Origin of the sequence: Streptomyces sp. NPDC048751 (genome assembly GCF_043198595.1) — a bacterium.
Classification (GTDB): Bacteria; Actinomycetota; Actinomycetes; order Streptomycetales; family Streptomycetaceae; genus Streptomyces.
Genome location: NZ_JBICUX010000011.1, coordinates 96,685 through 112,901, shown reverse-complemented (window position 1 = coordinate 112,901; position 16,217 = coordinate 96,685). Strand labels below are relative to the sequence as shown.

Annotated in this window: 14 protein-coding genes; 7 read left to right on the top strand and 7 right to left on the bottom strand. The window is 70.8% G+C overall.

The window, feature by feature from the left end; translation table 11 throughout:
- Window positions 1–133: 133 nt before the first annotated feature.
- The 5 genes from ACGFNV_RS31460 (at window position 134) to rbsD (ending at window position 6,078) form a co-directional block, all read left to right on the top strand.
- Complete coding sequence (locus tag ACGFNV_RS31460) at window positions 134–1,204, top strand: LacI family DNA-binding transcriptional regulator (protein WP_393627060.1); 1,071 nt, start codon at window positions 134–136, stop codon at window positions 1,202–1,204.
- Window positions 1,201–2,724, top strand: a complete 1,524-nt coding sequence (locus ACGFNV_RS31455) for a sugar ABC transporter ATP-binding protein (protein WP_393627058.1) — start codon at window positions 1,201–1,203, stop codon at window positions 2,722–2,724. The genes ACGFNV_RS31460 and ACGFNV_RS31455 overlap by 4 nt, the downstream gene beginning before the upstream one ends.
- Window positions 2,714–4,666, top strand: a complete 1,953-nt coding sequence (locus ACGFNV_RS31450; protein WP_393627056.1) for a substrate-binding domain-containing protein — start codon at window positions 2,714–2,716, stop codon at window positions 4,664–4,666. The genes ACGFNV_RS31455 and ACGFNV_RS31450 overlap by 11 nt, the downstream gene beginning before the upstream one ends.
- A gap of 105 nt (window positions 4,667–4,771) precedes the next feature.
- Window positions 4,772–5,692 carry a ribokinase gene (locus tag ACGFNV_RS31445; protein WP_393627054.1) on the top strand — a complete coding sequence of 307 codons (921 nt, stop codon included), beginning with the start codon at window positions 4,772–4,774 and terminating at the stop codon, window positions 5,690–5,692.
- Entirely contained in the window at window positions 5,689–6,078 is a 390-nt protein-coding gene (gene rbsD, locus ACGFNV_RS31440; protein WP_393627052.1) for a D-ribose pyranase, read from the top strand. Before ACGFNV_RS31445 ends, rbsD begins: the two co-directional genes overlap by 4 nt.
- A gap of 182 nt (window positions 6,079–6,260) precedes the next feature.
- On the opposite strand, the gene rph is transcribed toward rbsD, so the two are convergent.
- Window positions 6,261–8,861, bottom strand: coding sequence for a rifamycin-inactivating phosphotransferase (gene rph / locus ACGFNV_RS31435; RefSeq protein WP_393627051.1), 2,601 nt, complete (start codon window positions 8,859–8,861; stop codon window positions 6,261–6,263).
- A 247-nt stretch (window positions 8,862–9,108) separates the two neighbouring features.
- Between rph and ACGFNV_RS31430 the strand changes: the two genes are divergently transcribed.
- Entirely contained in the window at window positions 9,109–9,582 is a 474-nt protein-coding gene (locus ACGFNV_RS31430; RefSeq protein WP_393627049.1) for a carboxymuconolactone decarboxylase family protein, read from the top strand.
- Window positions 9,583–9,640: 58 nt separating this feature from the next.
- On the opposite strand, the gene ACGFNV_RS31425 is transcribed toward ACGFNV_RS31430, so the two are convergent.
- From ACGFNV_RS31425 to ACGFNV_RS31415, 3 genes are read right to left on the bottom strand one after another with little or no spacing between them, the layout of a single operon-like run.
- Window positions 9,641–10,441, bottom strand: a complete 801-nt coding sequence (locus ACGFNV_RS31425; RefSeq protein WP_393627329.1) for a sugar phosphate isomerase/epimerase family protein — start codon at window positions 10,439–10,441, stop codon at window positions 9,641–9,643.
- Window positions 10,442–10,473: 32 nt separating this feature from the next.
- Entirely contained in the window at window positions 10,474–11,628 is a 1,155-nt protein-coding gene (locus ACGFNV_RS31420) for a dihydrodipicolinate synthase family protein (RefSeq protein ID WP_393627047.1), read from the bottom strand.
- Window positions 11,625–12,776 (bottom strand): Gfo/Idh/MocA family protein, encoded by a 1,152-nt coding sequence (locus tag ACGFNV_RS31415; protein ID WP_393627046.1) that lies wholly within the window; start codon window positions 12,774–12,776, stop codon window positions 11,625–11,627. The genes ACGFNV_RS31420 and ACGFNV_RS31415 overlap by 4 nt, the downstream gene beginning before the upstream one ends.
- A 318-nt stretch (window positions 12,777–13,094) precedes the next feature.
- Here ACGFNV_RS31415 and ACGFNV_RS31410 point away from each other — a divergent pair, with 318 nt between their 5' ends.
- The gene (locus ACGFNV_RS31410; RefSeq protein ID WP_393627044.1) at window positions 13,095–14,141 is read left to right on the top strand and encodes a LacI family DNA-binding transcriptional regulator; all 1,047 of its coding nucleotides are present in this window, start codon (window positions 13,095–13,097) and stop codon (window positions 14,139–14,141) included.
- A 109-nt stretch (window positions 14,142–14,250) separates the two neighbouring features.
- Here the strand turns inward: ACGFNV_RS31410 and ACGFNV_RS31405 are convergent, their stop codons facing one another.
- Genes ACGFNV_RS31405 through ACGFNV_RS31395 form a run of 3 tightly spaced genes read right to left on the bottom strand, consistent with a single transcriptional unit; the run spans window position 14,251 to window position 16,181 of the window.
- Window positions 14,251–14,700, bottom strand: a complete 450-nt coding sequence (locus ACGFNV_RS31405; RefSeq protein WP_393627042.1) for an ester cyclase — start codon at window positions 14,698–14,700, stop codon at window positions 14,251–14,253.
- Window positions 14,701–14,745: 45 nt separating this feature from the next.
- Window positions 14,746–15,606, bottom strand: coding sequence for an RNA polymerase sigma-70 factor (locus tag ACGFNV_RS31400; protein WP_393627040.1), 861 nt, complete (start codon window positions 15,604–15,606; stop codon window positions 14,746–14,748).
- The gene (locus ACGFNV_RS31395) at window positions 15,603–16,181 is read right to left on the bottom strand and encodes a carboxymuconolactone decarboxylase family protein (protein WP_393627038.1); all 579 of its coding nucleotides are present in this window, start codon (window positions 16,179–16,181) and stop codon (window positions 15,603–15,605) included. The genes ACGFNV_RS31400 and ACGFNV_RS31395 overlap by 4 nt, the downstream gene beginning before the upstream one ends.
- Window positions 16,182–16,217 lie beyond the last annotated feature (36 nt).

Genomic DNA, 16,217 nt, shown 5'->3' with positions numbered 1-16,217 from the left:
AGGGCCAGGGAGCGCATCACGATCGGGTCTCGGGATGGGAGGGAGGGGTTGATTACCGGCGTGTAATCGATTCCAATCCTCCATGTCGTCGATGTAAACGATTCCACGAGTTCCACAAGGAGGTGGACAGGCGATGGCGAGCATCAAGGACGTCGCTGCCGCGGCCGGTGTATCGGTCGCCACGGTGTCGCGCGTCCTGAACGACCACCCGTCCGTCAGCGACGACGCACGCGCACGCGTGCTGGCCGCCGTCGAGACGCTGGGCTACCGCCCGAACGCCGTCGCCCGTTCGCTGCGCACCGACCAGACCCACACCCTCGGGCTGGTCATCAGCGACGTCATGAACCCGTACTTCACGGAACTGGCCCGCTCCGTCGAGGAGGAGGCCCGCGCGCTCGGTTACAGCGTCATCATCGGCAACGCCGACGAGCGTCCCGACCTCCAGGACCACCACGTACGCAACCTGCTGGACCGCCGGATCGACGGTCTCCTCGTCTCCCCCACCGACGGCGGCTCGCCGTTGATGCTGGACGCGGCGCGCGGGGGGACGCCGATGGTCTTCGTGGACCGGTGGATCCCGGGCGTGGACGTGCCGGTCGTCCGGTCGGACGGGCAGGCGGCCGTACGGGATCTGGTCGCGCATCTGCACGGCCTGGGGCACCGCAGGCTCGCCATCATCGCGGGGCCCGCGGCGACCACGACCGGGCGGGAGCGCGTGGAGGCCTTCCGCGCGGCGCTGGCCGCGTACGGTCTCGGGCTCCCGGAGGCCTACATCGGCCAGGGCGACTTCCAGGCCGAGAGCGGGCGCCGGGTCACCGACGGCTTCCTCGACCTGCCCGAGCCGCCCGAGGTCGTCTTCGCCGCGGACAACCTGATGGCGCTGGGCGCGCTGGACGCCGTACGCGCGCGTGGGCTGCGTGTTCCCGACGACATCGCGCTCGCCGCGTTCGACGACATCCCGTGGTTCGTGCACACCGACCCGCCGATCACCGCGATCGCCCAGCCCACGGGCGAACTGGGGCGTGCCGCGGTGCGTGCGCTGGTCGACCGCATCGAGGGGCGGCCCGGCGAGTCCGTCACCCTCCCCGCCCGTCTCGTCGTACGCCGCTCGTGCGGCGAGCCGGCGCCCCTCGACTCTCCCCCCGAGTCGTCCCCCGCGCAGTCCCCCGCTGCGCAGTCCCCCGTAAGAAGGAGCAAGTCGTGAGCAACCCGGACGAGTTGCTGCGCATCGAGGGCATACGCAAGTCCTTCCCCGGCGTGGTCGCGCTCGACGGCGTCGACTTCGATCTGCGCCGCGGCGAGGTGCATGTGCTGCTCGGTGAGAACGGCGCCGGCAAGAGCACGCTCATCAAGATGCTGTCGGGTGCGTACACGCCGGACGCCGGACGCATCCTGGTCGGCGGCGAAGAGGTCCGCATCGCCGGAGCGCAGGATTCCGAACGCCTCGGGATCGCCACCATCTACCAGGAGTTCAACCTGGTTCCCGATCTGACGGTCGCCGAGAACATCTTCCTGGGACGGCAGCCCCGCCGCCTCGGGATGATCGACCGCAAGCGGATGGAGGCCGAGGCCGCCGAGCTGCTGGAGCGCGTCGGCGTGAACGTGTCGCCCCGCGCGCGGGTGCGTGAACTGGGTATCGCGCGGCTTCAGATGGTGGAGATCGCGAAGGCGCTGAGCCTGAACGCCCGCGTGCTGATCATGGACGAGCCGACCGCCGTGCTCACCTCCGAGGAGGTGGAGAAGCTCTTCGCCATCGTGCGCACGCTGCGCGAGGACGGCGTGGGAGTCGTCTTCATCACGCACCACCTGGAGGAGATCGCCGCCCTCGGCGACCGCGTCACCGTCATCCGCGACGGCAAAAGCGTCGGACAGGTCCCCGCGACCACGCCCGAGGACGAGCTCGTACGCCTCATGGTGGGGCGCTCCATCGAGCAGCAGTACCCGCGCGAACGGCCGGACACCGGAGCCGCGTTGCTGACCGTGGAGGGACTCACCCGCGACGGTGTCTTCCACGACGTGAGCTTCGAGGTGCGGGCCGGTGAGGTCGTCGGCATCGCCGGGCTCGTCGGAGCGGGCCGCACCGAGGTCGTCCGGGCCGTGTTCGGCGCCGACCCCTACGACAAGGGCGACGTGAAGGTCGACGGCGCCCAGGTGCGGCGGCACGACGTCAACGCGGCCATGACGGCCGGGATCGGGCTCGTGCCCGAGGACCGCAAGGGCCAGGGGCTCGTCCTGGACGCCTCCGTCGAGGAGAACCTCGGGCTCGTCACCCTGCGGTCCGCCACCCGCGGCGGACTCGTCGACCTCAAGGGCCAGCGTGACGCGGCCGCCCGGATCGCCGAGCAGCTCGGCGTCCGCATGGCAGGACTCGGCCAGCACGTACGCACCCTGTCCGGCGGCAACCAGCAGAAGGTCGTCATCGGCAAGTGGCTCCTCGCCGACACCAGGGTCCTCATCCTCGACGAGCCCACGCGCGGCATCGACGTCGGCGCCAAGGTCGAGATCTACCAGCTGATCAACGAGCTGACCGCCCAGGGCGCCGCCGTCCTGATGATCTCCAGCGACCTTCCCGAGGTGCTCGGCATGAGCGACCGGGTGCTGGTGATGGCCCAGGGCCGCATCGCGGGCGAACTCACCGCCGCCGAGGCCACTCAGGACGCCGTGATGGCGCTCGCCGTAAGCACACCCACCACCACTGAACCGGAGGCCGGCCGTGGCCGCTGACACGCTCAAGAGCACCACGGGCGCCGGTGGCGCCGCGGCGGTGCGCCGCCTGCTCCTCGACAACGGAGCGCTCACCGCTCTGATCGTCCTCGTCATCGCGCTGTCGGCGCTGTCGGGGGACTTCCTGACCACCGACAACCTGCTCAACATCGGCGTCCAGGCGGCCGTGACCGCCATCCTCGCCTTCGGTGTCACCTTCGTGATCGTCTCGGCGGGCATCGACCTGTCGGTCGGCTCGGTGGCGGCCCTGTCGGCCACCGTCCTGGCCTGGAGCGCCACTTCACACGGCGTGCCGGTCTTCCTCGCCGTGCTCCTGGCCGTCGCCACCGGCATCGCGGCCGGCCTGGTCAACGGCTTCCTCATCGCGTACGGGAAGCTGCCGCCGTTCATCGCGACGCTCGCCATGCTGTCGGTGGGCCGCGGTCTGTCGCTGGTCATCTCCGACGGCTCCCCGATCCCGTTCCCGGACTCGGTCTCCCACCTCGGTGACACCCTCGGCGGCTGGCTGCCGGTGCCGGTGCTCGTGATGGTCGTCATGGGCCTGCTCACCGCGTTCGTGCTCGGGCGGACCTACATCGGACGCTCGATGTACGCGATCGGCGGCAACGAGGAGGCGGCCCGCCTGTCCGGGCTGCGGGTGAAGAAGCAGAAGCTCGCCATCTACGCGCTGTCCGGCCTGTTCGCCGCCGCCGCGGGCATCGTGCTCGCCTCCCGCTTGTCCTCCGCGCAGCCGCAGGCCGCGCAGGGCTACGAGCTGGACGCGATCGCCGCCGTCGTCATCGGCGGGGCGTCCCTCGCGGGCGGTACGGGCAAGGCGTCGGGCACGCTGATCGGCGCGCTGATCCTGGCGGTGCTGCGCAACGGCCTCAACCTGCTGAACGTGTCCGCGTTCTGGCAGCAGGTCGTCATCGGTGTGGTGATCGCGCTGGCGGTGCTGCTCGACACCCTGCGCCGCAAGGCCGGGGCGACCCCGATGGCCGCGGGCACCTCCTCGGGCGGCAAGGGCAAGCAGGCGGCGACGTACGCGCTGGCCGCCGTGGTCACCGTGGCCGTCGTGGGCGCGACCTCCTTCCTGCACAGCGGCGGCTCCTCGGCCGCGACGAACCCGAGGATCGGCCTGTCCCTGTCCACCCTCAACAACCCCTTCTTCGTGCAGATCCGGGCGGGCGCCCAGGCCGAGGCGAAGAAGCTGGGCGTGGACCTGACCGTCACGGACGCCCAGAACGACGCCTCACAGCAGGCGAACCAGCTCCAGAACTTCACCAGTTCCGGACTGGACGCGATCGTCGTCAACCCCGTGGACTCCGACGCGGCCGCGCCGTCGGTACGGGCCGCCGGCAAGGCGAAGATCCCGGTCATCGCCGTGGACCGTGGCGTCAACCAGGCCACCACGGACGCGCTGGTCGCCTCCGACAACATCGCGGGCGGTGAGCTCGCCGCCAAGTCCATCGCGGAGAAGCTCGGCGGCAAGGGCAGGATCGTCATCCTCCAGGGCCAGGCGGGCACCTCCGCCGCCCGGGAGCGCGCCGAGGGCTTCGCCAAGGGGCTGAAGGCCTACCCGGGCATCCAGGTCGTGGCCCAGCAGCCCGCCGACTTCGACCGCACCAAGGGCCTCGACGTGATGTCGAACCTGCTCCAGGCCCACCCGGACGTCCAGGGCGTCATCGCCGCCAACGACGAGATGGCCCTCGGCGCGGTCAAGGCACTCGGCTCCAAGGCCGGGAAGTCCGTCCAGGTCGTCGGCTTCGACGGCACGCCGGACGGCCTGAAGGCGGTCGGGGCAGGCACGCTGTACGCGTCGGTTGCGCAGCAGCCGAGCCAGTTGGGGAAGATCGCCGTGGACAACGCGCTGCGCGCGCTCCAGGGCAAGAAGGTCGAGCAGACGGTGAAGGTGCCGGTGAAGGTGGTCACGAAGGAGAACGTGGCCGGCTTCAGCGGCTGACATCGACGCGGGGGCGGGCGGGTCACGACGACCGCCCGCCTTCCGTCACGCAGACAGTCACGTACACAGGTGCGGACACAGGCACGTACACAGGGGAGTCAACTCATGTACGACTACGACCTGTTGGTCGTAGGGTCGGCCAACGCCGACCTGGTGATCGGAGTCGAGCGGCGGCCCGGGGCCGGGGAGACGGTGCTCGGCTCCGACCTGGCCGTCCACCCGGGCGGCAAGGGCGCCAACCAGGCCGTCGCCGCCGCCCGCCTGGGCGCCCGTACGGCCCTGCTGGCCCGGATCGGCGACGACGCGCACGGCCGGCTGCTGCTGGACTCCCAGCGGGAGGCCGGCGTCGACACGGTGGGCGTCCTGGTGGGCGGCGCGCCGACCGGCGTCGCGCTGATCACGGTGGACCCGTCGGGCGACAACAGCATTGTGGTGTCGCCGGGCGCGAACGGCCGGCTGACGCCGGAGGACGTCCGGGCGGCGGCCGGCCTGTTCCACGCGTCGCGCGTCGTCTCGACGCAGCTGGAGATCCCGCTGGAGACGGTGGTGGAGGTCGTACAGAGTCTGCCCGAGGGGAGCCGCTTCGTCCTGAACCCCTCCCCGCCGCGCCCGCTCCCCTCCGAGGTCCTCGCGGCCTGCGACCCGCTGATCGTCAACGAGCACGAGGCGAGGGTGATTCTGGGCGAGGCCCGCGTGAGCGACCGGCCCGAGGACTGGGCGCGGCTGCTGCTCTCGAAGGGGCCGCGCTCGGTGGTCGTGACCCTGGGCGCGGAGGGGGCGCTCGTGGCGTCGTCGGCGGGTGTCACCCGGGTGGCGTCGGTGAAGGTGGACGCCGTGGACACGACGGGTGCGGGCGACGCGTTCACGGCGGCGCTGGCCTGGCGGTTGGGTGCGGGGGCTTCCTTGTCGGAGGCGGCTTCCTACGCGGCGCGGGTGGGCGCGGCGGCGGTGACGCGGCGGGGTGCGCAGGAGTCGTTCCCCACGGCGGCCGAGGTCGAGGGGCCGGCGGAGGGCGAGGGGCTGTGAAGCGGGGCGGAATCCTGAACCGGCACCTCTGCGGTGCGCTGGCCGAACTGGGCCACGGGGACGGGGTGCTGGTGTGCGACGCGGGCATGCCGATACCGGACGGCCCTCGAGTGGTGGACCTGGCGTTCCGGGCCGGGGTGCCGTCCTTCGCGGAGGTGCTGGAGGGGCTGCTGAGCGAGCTGGTGGTGGAGGGCGCGACGGCGGCGCAGGAGGTACGGGCGGCGAATCCCGGGGCGGCCGCACTGCTGGACGGGCACTTTCCCGACCTGGCGCTGGTGTCGCACGAGCGGCTGAAGGAGCTGTCGGCCCGGGCTCGGCTGGTGGTGCGGACGGGGGAGGCTCGGCCGTACGCGAACGTGCTGCTGAGGTGTGGCGTCTTCTTCTGAGCGACGCCTGTGGAAACTTCGAGGGGGCCCCGTCCGTAGACCGGGCCCCCTCTGCTTTCCCCTCCGCGATCAGAACCCCCGCGATCCCCCCGGATCCCCCTCCAGAAGTTCTGACGCCATGTATGACACCGTCGACGGGGAAAGGGTTGCACCTTCATTCCGGTTTCTTGCCGGAATTTTTTTCAGGGCAGGATCTCCACGTACCCGTCGGTTCCGTGCACGCGGATCCGCTGCCCGTCCCGGATCAGCCGGGTGGCCCGGTCCACGCCCACGACGGCCGGCAGGCCGTACTCCCGGGCGATCACCGCGCCATGGGTCATCAGGCCGCCCACCTCGGTCACCAGGCCCGCGATCCCGACGAACAGCGGCGACCAGCTGGGGTCCGTGAAGGCCGTGACCAGGATGTCGCCCGCCTCGAGATCGGCGTCCGCCAGGTCGAGGACGACGCGGGCCCGTCCCTCGACGGTCCCGGCGGAGACCGGTAGGCCCGCCAGGGCACCGGCCGGCACGTCGTCGCGCCGGTACGCCCCGGTGACGGCCTCGCCGTCCGAGGTGAGGACCCGGGGCGGTGTGAGCGCGTGGTACGACCGGAACGCGTCCTTGCGCTGCTGGATGAGCCGGTGGTCCACCTGGTTCGAGCGCACGACGTCGTGGAGTTCCTGGAACCTGAGGTAGTAGATGTCCTCCTTGTCGGCGAGCACGTCGGCCTGGACGAGGCGCTCGGCCTCCGCCAGCAGGGCCTGCTTGTAGACGAAGTAGCGGCTGATGATGCCGTACTTCGGGTACTCCCGGTAGCCGATGAAGGTGCGGACCCGGTCGATCATCCGCTTGGCCTCGTCGGCCTTCCGCTCCCCGTCCGGCAGGACCCGCAAGCGGGACAGCACGTCCTGTTCCTTCTTCAGCGCCTCCTGCCGCCCCTGTTCGAAGCGTCGTTCGGCGGCGCCCGGCTCGAAGTTCCTGACGTTGTCGAGGATCGCGGGCACGAGTGTGGTGGGGCGCTCGCGCCACCGCGGCCTCGTGATGTCGATCTCGCCGACGCAGCGCATGCCGTACCGGTCGAGGTAGGCCTCTATGGCGTCGCGCGCTGCGGTTCCGCCGCCCGTGACCTTCGCCAGCTCGTCCAGGAAGTCCTCGTCCTCGACGTCCTGGAGGAACGCCACCACCTCCGCGTGCGGGCGGATCACGTCCGCGACGTCGAGCAGCTCCAGTCCCATCTCCGACGTGATGTTGCCGGGGGCGGACAGCGTGAGCGTGTCAGCCGCGTTCTTCTCGCCCAGCCACTCCAGCAGCTTGTCGTTGAGCCACCACGTGGCCTCCATCCCCGCCATGATCACCTGAATGCTCAGGGGATCGCGGAGAACCCGCTTGTGTTCCTCGAAGGCCTCCAGCAGGAAGTCGAACAGCGCCGGTCCGGTCTTCGTCCGGATGTCGCGCTCCAGGGCGGCGACGGACGCCTGGCTGCGCTCGATCAGCTCGGTGACGATGGCCGGATCGGTCTCGATCGGGGCGGGCCCGGCACCGGCCGGCGGCCCGCCGGGGCCCGTGTCCGGGAGGGACGGGACGAAGTCGTCGCGGTCGAGGACGGTCTCCAGCGCGTCCCTGACCAGCGGGTCGCCCTTCCCCATGAGGTCCAGGAGGCCGGCGCGGCTCGCGGGCGAGGCCAGGCGCCGGGTGACGTCGACGAACAGCCTCCCGCCGGCCTCGAGCATCGGCGCCATGGCCGTCAGCTGCCACATGGAGAGCCCCAGGGGCCTCATGGGGTCGGTCATCATCTGCTGATGACCGACGGAGACGTAGACGTGGTTCTCCTGGTCGCCGGTCTCGGGGACGGGGAACAGCGTGGTGATCGGCCGGCTCTGAACGATCCGGAAGTCGTCGTCGACCAGGCACCATTCGATGTCCTGCGGGCGGCCGAAACGCGCCTCGATCCGCCGCCCGAGCCGCACGAGCCGCACGACCTGCGCGTCCGTCAGCGCGGGCTCCTCCTGCCGCCGCGAGTCGATCGCCACTTCCCGCGTGCCGCCGGCCGGCAGGGCGTGCACGGCACGGTGTTTGGCGGCGATCGTCTTGGCTACGACTTCGCCGTCCCGCACCTTGAATACGTCCGGGTTCACCAGGCCGGAGACCAGGGCCTCGCCGAGGCCGAAGCCTGCGTCGACGGTGGCGACCTTCCGGTTGCCCGTGACGGGGTCGGCCGTGAACAGGATGCCGGACGCGTGCGGGAAGACCATCTGCTGCACGACCACGGCCATGTGGACCGTACGGTGGTCGATGCCGTTGCGCCGGCGGTAGGTCACGGCCCGCTCGGTGTACAGCGAGGCCCAGCACCGGCTGATGTGCCGGAGGATCTCCGTCGGCCCCACGACGTTCAGGTAGGTGTCCTGCTGGCCCGCGAAGGAGGCCGTCGGCAGGTCCTCCGCCGTCGCGCTGGACCGGACGGCGTAGGCGGCCTGTTCGCCGAGCCGGGCGAGCTCGCGGGTGATCGCCGTCGCGAGATCGTCCGGGACGGCGATCTCTTCGATGGTCCGGCGGACCTGCGCGCTGAGTGTGCGGATGGCCTCCCGGTCGTCGGGGTTCAGGCGCGACAGCTGGTCCAGCTGATCGTCGATCGACGGCGCCTGCGCCATGATCCGTCGGAAGGCGTCCGTCGTCACGCAGAAGCCGCCCGGCACACGGACTCCGTCGATCCTCGACAGCTCGCCGAGGTGCGCGCCCTTGCCGCCGACGACCGCGACCTGCGTCTCGTCGATCTCCTGAAGATTTAACACGTACTGCTCGCTCATTCGCGATTACCTCCGCTGGCCTCGGCCGACGATTCTGCGTCGTGACCCGGGCCTTGCCGCAAGCCCCCCAGTGTGCTATAACCTGAAACAGGTAAGGAGAGAACTCTCCTTGCCCTTTTTCTTTTTCTGGCCGCTGTCGGCTCCACCCGGTCACGTCCGCCGGAAAGATCTCGCGGCGGCATGTCACATCTCGGCGAGCTGCTCCGTCAATGCGGTGTAACCAACCACCACTTCGCAGGAGCCCACGATGGACGCTCGTCTGAACCTCTTCGGCAACCCGGTCGCGGCCAAGGTCTTCCGGCACATCAACTCGGCGGGCAAGGTGATCGGCGATTCGACACTGCCCGCGGCCACGCAGGAGCTCGTGAAGATCCGGGCCAGCCAGATCAACGGCTGCGGTTTCTGCACCGACATGCACACCAAGGACGCCACGGCCGCCGGGGAGACCGCGCAGCGTCTCCATCTGGTGGCGGCCTGGCGGGAGGCCAAGGTGTTCACGGACGCCGAGCGCGCCGCGCTGGAGCTGGCGGAGCAGGGCACCCGGATCGCGGACGCGGCCGGGGGCGTCACGGAGGAGGCCTGGGCGAACGCCGCCAAGCACTACGACGAGGACCAGCTGGCCGCCCTGGTGTGCCTCATCGCCGTCATCAACGCGTACAACCGTGTGAACGTCATCGTCCAGCAGCCCGCCGGGGACTACGAGCCCGGCATGTTCGGCTGACCGGATGCCGGCGGGGTCCGGCCGTCCACAGTGTGGGGACGGCCGGCCACCCCGGACGTCAGCGGTCCACGTGCTCCACGAACCGCGCCGCTGTCTCCGCCAGCACCTCGCGGCCGTCGCGGGCCCACAGGCCGTCGTTGAACAGCTCGACCTCGATGGGACCGGTGTAGCCCGCGGCCTCGACGTAGCGCTGCCACTCCCGCATGTCGATTGCGCCGTCGCCGATCTGGCCTCGGCCGGTGAGGACGCCCTCGGGCAACGGGGTCGTCCAGTCGGCCAGTTGGAAGGTGTGGATACGGCCCCCCGCACCCGCCCGCGCGATCTGCTCCGGGGCCGTGTCGTCCCACCAGATGTGGTAGGTGTCCACCGTCACGCCCACCTGGTGCGCCGGGAAGCGCTCGGCGATGTCCAGGGCCTGGGCGAGGGTGGAGACCACACAGCGGTCGGAGGCGTACATCGGGTGGAGCGGCTCGATGGCCAGCCGTACGCCGTGCTGCTCCGCGTACGGGCCGAGCTCCGCCAGCGCGTCCGCGATGCGTTCCCGCGCGCCACGCAGGTCCTTCGAACCGGCCGGCAGGCCGCCGGAGACCAGCACGAGCACCTGCGTGCCCAGCGTCGCCGCCTCCTCGATGGCGCGGCGGTTGTCGGCCAGGGCGGTGGCACGCTCCTGCGGGTCGATGGCCGTGAAGAAGCCGCCCCGGCAGAGCGTCGTCACCGTCAGGCCCGCGTCGCGGACCAGCTTCGCCGTCGCCTCCAGGCCGTACTCCGCCACCGGCTCGCGCCAGAGGCCGACGTTGCCGATGCCCAGCTCCCGGCACGCGGCGGCCAGCTCGGGCATCGACAGCTGCTTCACCGTCATCTGGTTGATGGAGAAGCGGGTCAGGTCACCGGTCACTGGGTCACCCCGTACAGCGCGAGCAGGTTCTTCATCCGCTCCTCCGCCAGCTTCGGGTCCGGGAAGAGGCCCAGTCCGTCGGCGAGTTCGTAGGCGCGGGCGAAGTGCGGGAGGGAGCGGGCCGACTGGAGGCCGCCGACCATGGTGAAGTGGGACTGGTGGCCCGCCAGCCAGGCCAGGAAGACCACGCCCGTCTTGTAGAAGCGGGTGGGGGCCTGGAAGAGGTGGCGGGAGAGGTCGACGGTCGGGTCGAGGAGGTCCCGGAAGCCGGCCACGTTGCCCGTGTCCAGGACCCGTACCGCCTCCGCCGCCAGCGGGCCCAGCGGGTCGAAGATGCCGAGCAGGGCGTGGCTGAAGCCCTTCTCGTCGCCAGCGATCAGCTCGGGGTAGTTGAAGTCGTCGCCCGTGTAGCAGCGCACGCCCTGCGGCAGCCTGCGCCTGAGGTCGATCTCGCGCTGGGCGTCCAGCAGCGAGACCTTGATGCCGTCGACCTTGTCCGGGTGCGCGGCGATGACCTCCAGGAAGGTGTCCGTCGCCGCGTCCAGGTCGGACGAGCCCCAGTAGCCGTCGAGCGCCGGGTCGAACATCGGGCCGAGCCAGTGCAGGATCACCGGCTCGGAGGACTGGCGCAGCAGGTGGCCGTAGACCTCCAGGTAGTCCTCGGGGCCCTGGGCGGCCGCCGCGAGGGCGCGGGAGGCCATCAGGATCGCCTGCGCGCCGGAGGCCTCGACGAGGGCGAGCTGTTCCTCGTAGGCCGCGCGGACCTCGGCGAGGGTCGCCGGGCCGGTGAGCTGGTCGGTGCCGACACCGCACGCGATGAGACCGCCGACCGCCTTGGCCTCGGCGGCGCTGCGGCGGATCAGCTCGGCCGCGCCCGCCCAGTCCAGGCCCATGCCGCGCTGGGCGGTGTCCATGGCCTCGGCGACCCCGAGTCCGTGGGACCACAGGTGGCGGCGGAAGGCGAGGGTGGCGTCCCAGTCGACGGCGGCGGGCGAGTCGGGGGTGGTGTCGGCGAACGGGTCGGCGACGACGTGCGCCGCCGAGAAGACCGTACGCGAGGTGAAGGGGGCGCCGGTGGTGACGGCGAGGGGCTCCGTGCGGGGCTCGTAGGTCCGCAGGCCGCCCTTGCCGTCGGGCAGTTGGATGGTCACAGCGAGATCTCCGGTACGTCGAGGCGGCGGCCCTCGGCCGAGGACTTCAGGCCCAGCTCGGCGAGCTGGACGCCGCGGGCGCCGGCGAGCAGGTCCCAGTGGTAGTCGGCGCCGGCGTAGACGTGCTTGAGGAACAGCTCCCACTGGGCCTTGAAGCCGTTGTCGAAGTCCGCGTTGTCGGGCACTTCCTGCCACTGGTCGCGGAAGACCTCGGTGGCGGGGATGTCCGGGTTCCAGACCGGCTTGGGGGTCGCCGACCTGTGCTGGACACGGCAGTTCCTGAGCCCCGCCACGGCCGAGCCCTCCGTGCCGTCGACCTGGAACTCGACCAGCTCGTCGCGGTTGACGCGGACGGCCCAGGAGGAGTTGATCTGGGCGATGGCGCCGCCGTCGAGCTCGAAGATGCCGTAGGCGGCGTCGTCGGCGGTGGCGTCGTAGGGCTTGCCGTTCTCGTCCCAGCGCTGCGGGATGTGGGTGGTGGCGATGGCCTGGACGGACTTCACCCGGCCGAACAGCTCGTGCAGGACGTACTCCCAGTGCGGGAACATGTCGACGACGATGCCGCCGCCGTCCTCGGCGCGGTAGTTCCAGGACGGGCGCTGGGCGGCCTGCCAGTCGCCCTCGAAGACCCAGTAGCCGAACTCGCCGCGGACGGAGAGGATCCGGCCGAAGAAGCCGCCGTCGATGAGGCGCTTCAGCTTGAGCAGGCCGGGGAGGAAGAGCTTGTCCTGGACGACGCCGTGCTTGATGCCGGCCTCGTTGGCGAGGCGGGCGAGTTCGAGGGCGCCCTCCAGACCGGTCGCCGTCGGCTTCTCCGTGTAGATGTGCTTTCCGGCCGCGATCGCCTTCTTGATCGCCTCCTCGCGCGCGGAGGTGACCTGGGCGTCGAAGTAGATGTCGACGGTCGGGTCGGCGAGGACCGCGTCCACGTCCGTCGAGACGTGCTCCAGGCCGTGCTGCTCGGCGAGCGCCTTCAGCACGTGCTCCCGGCGGCCGACGAGGATCGGTTCCGGCCACAGCACGGTGCCGTCGCCGAGATCGAGGCCGCCCTGCTCGCGCATGGCCAGGATGGAGCGGACCAGGTGCTGGCGGTAGCCCATGCGCCCGGTCACACCGTTCATGGCGATACGCACCGTCTTGCGTGTCACGGCTGTCCCTTCGTAGGTGTCGTACGCAGCGTCGTACGCGGATGTGCGCGCCGCGTACGCCCCTACTGATGAGCGTTACAGCAAGCGCTTTCTATCTAGTGAGAAGCTAGCCTCTGACCAGCGGTCCAGACAAGACCGTGTCCACTCCGAGTTGTTCGAGGGGGCGAACAACCGGGGTTCTTGGCCGTATGGTCTGCTCGACATTGCTTCGACATTGCTTGACACGCCCGGAACCATGCCCGCGAAGCGGCTTGTCTACGAGGGCGTGTGAGGGCGTACGACGACGTACGACTAGATGCGCGACCGGAGGACGACGAGATGACGGTGACCCTGGCGGACGTGGCGGCCCGCGCCCAGGTCTCCCCCGCGACGGTGTCGCGCGTACTGAACGGCAACTACCCCGTGGCGGCGACCACCCGGGAGCGGGTGCTGCGGGCGGTGGACGAGCTGGACTACGTGCTGAACGGCCCCGCGAGCTCGCTGGCCGCGGCCACGTCCGACCTGGTCGGCATCCTGGTCAACGACATCGCCGACCCGTTCTTCGGGATCATGGCCGGCGCGATCCAGTCGGAGATCGGCGGTCCCGGCGGGCGCGCGGGCGGGGAGAGACTCGCGGTCGTCTGCAACACCGGGGGCTCCCCGGAACGCGAACTGACCTATCTGACCCTGCTCCAGCGGCAGCGGGCGGCGGCCGTGGTGCTGACCGGCGGCGCGATCGAGGACGAGCCGCACGCGGCGGCCATGACGTCCAAACTGCGGAAACTGGCGGACGCCGGGACCCGCGTGGTGCTGTGCGGGCGGCCGCCCGCTCCGGACACCCGGGCGATCGCGATCACCTTCGACAACCGCGGCGGCGGACGGGAGTTGACCGAGCACCTCATCGGACTCGGCCACCGGCGCCTCGGCTACATCGCCGGCCCCGAGGAGCGGACGACGACACGACACCGGCTGGAGGGGCACCGGGCCGCGCTGACGGCGGCGGGCATCGAGGAGGACCCCCGGTGGACGGTCCACGGCCGTTACGACCGACGGTCCGGCTACGAGGCGACCCTGGAGCTGCTGCGCAGGGACCCGACCCTGACGGCGGTCGTCGCCGCCAACGACTCCGTCGCCCTGGGCGCGTGCGCCGCGCTGCGGGAGTCCGGGCTGCGGATCCCGGAGGACGTGTCGGTGGCCGGCTTCGACGACCTTCCGTTCAGCATCGACGCGGTGCCTTCGCTCACCACGGTCAGGCTGCCGTTGGCGGAGGCGGGCGCCCGCGCCGGGCGGATCGCGATGGGGCGCGAGGAGCCGCCGCCCGGGGGGATCGCGGTGGTGCGGGGGGAGTTGATGGTTCGGGGGTCTTCCGGGGGGCCTCGGGGCTGAGGGAGTGGAGGCTGAGGTGTCCTGGGGGTCGCCGCCCAGGACAACCCAGCCCCGCTTCGGCCTGTACGGCCTCGCCCTCAAGCGCCGGACGGGCGGGAATCAGGGGCCGTCACGAAGAGCCTCCGGGAATCCCGCCGAGCTGTCGCATCAGTGACATGACGTCCACCACCCCCCAGATCTCGGCGATCCGACCGCCCGCGAAGCGTAAGACGAAGATCTCGCCGTACCTGACGGACCTGCCGGTCGGCGGAAGGTCCCCGTACGCGCCCAGATGGGTCCCGGTCACCGTGTTCCTGGCGACGATCTTGTCCCCCTCGGTGATCACATCCTCGACCGCGACGTGCAGGTCGGGGAACGCCCGAAGGAGTGTCACCCACACCTGCTTGAGTGCCTGCGCCCCTGTCGCACCGGTCGGTACCGGCGCGTGGAAGAGCAGGTCCGGCGCGACGATCTCGTCGATGGTCTTCGCGATGACCTCCAAGTCGCCGGTATTCACGGCGTCGTGCATGCGGCTGAGTACCGCGCTGTTGTCCGTTGCTGCTGCCCTGGCTGTCGGCATGGCTCCTCCTGCTCCTTCGGCTTCGAACGACGGTGACGTGCGGGCTCACCTCAAGAGCTCGGCCGGTTCCTCCAGCCGTGTCAGCTTCTGCGGGTTCGCCGTCGCGTAGATCCGGGTGACCCGTCCGTCGTCCACCACGAGGCTCACCGCGGCGTGCCGGCCGTCGCTCTCGATACGGCCGGCGGGCGCGCCGTTGAGCCACACCGTCGTGGTCCGGAACGCGGCCCGGCCCGCGCGCGTGAGCAGTTTCGCCACGAGATCGGCGCCGTGCACCGGAGTCGGAGCGGCGGCCGCGAACCCGCCGCCGTCGGCGATCAGGATGACGTCCGGTGCCATGACATCGAGCAGCTCCTGGAGTTGCCCGGTGCGCAGCGCGGCCAGGAACCGTTCCACCACGGCCTGCTGCTCCGAGCGGCTCACCTCCATGCGGGGCCGCCGCGCCGCGACGTGCTCACGGGCTCGCCGGGCGATCTGCCGCACCGTGACCGCGGACTTCCCGACCGCCTCGGCGATCTCTCCGTAGGGCATCTCGAAGACCTCGCGGAGCACGAACACCGCCCGCTCCGTCGGCGCGAGCGTTTCCAGCACGGTCAGCACCGCGATCGAGACGCTCTCCGCGAGTTCGACGTCCTCGGCGACATCAGGGCTGGTCAGCAGCGGCTCCGGCAGCCATTCGCCCACGTAGTCCTCACGGCTGCGCGACAGCGTCCGCAGGCGGTTGAGCGCCTGCCTCGTGACGGTGCGGACGAGGTACGACCGCGGGTCGCCCACCTGTGCCCGGTCGACGTCGGCCCACCGCAGCCAGGACTCCTGCAGCACGTCCTCCGCGTCGGCCGCCGAGCCGAGCATCTCGTAGGCGACCGTGAACAGCAGGCTGCGATGGGTGACGAACGGGTCCTGGGTCATGCCGTCGTCGCCGCGCCGGACGGCTGGGGGCGCTCGGCCAGCGGGATCTCGCAGGCCTCGGAGAAGCCCTGCGACGTGATGCCGTTGGCGTTGTTGTTTCTGGTCGCCATGTTGACGAAGGCGATGTACGCGGTGAGTTCGACCATCGCGGCGGGGCCGAGCCGGTCGAGCAGGCCCGCGTACAGCTCGTCGGTGACGGTCGGCGGGGTGTTCGTCATGGCCTCGGCGTACTCGAGGACGTCCCGCTCCAGCGGGGTGAACACCTCCGACTCCCGCCAGCGCGGCACCTGGCTCGCCTTGCTGAGGTCGAGGTTCTCGTTCTGTGCCTGGAAGTAGCCGACGTCGAGGCACCAGCTGCAGCCCACCTGCGACGCCACGGCCATGTGCGCGAACGACTTGAGGCTCGCGTCGGCCGCGTCCCACGCGGCCAGCCTGGCCGAGAACTCCAGATTGGACGTGGCGACGTCGGGGCTGTGCCACACCACTTCGACGGGCTCGGGCACTTCGCCGAGCTGCTTGATCATGTTCTCCTTGAGGTCCGCGGGAAGCTCGGCCTTCGGGACGCGTGGCGCCATGGTGATCTCCTTGTGCGTGCGGTACGTGCGGTGTGT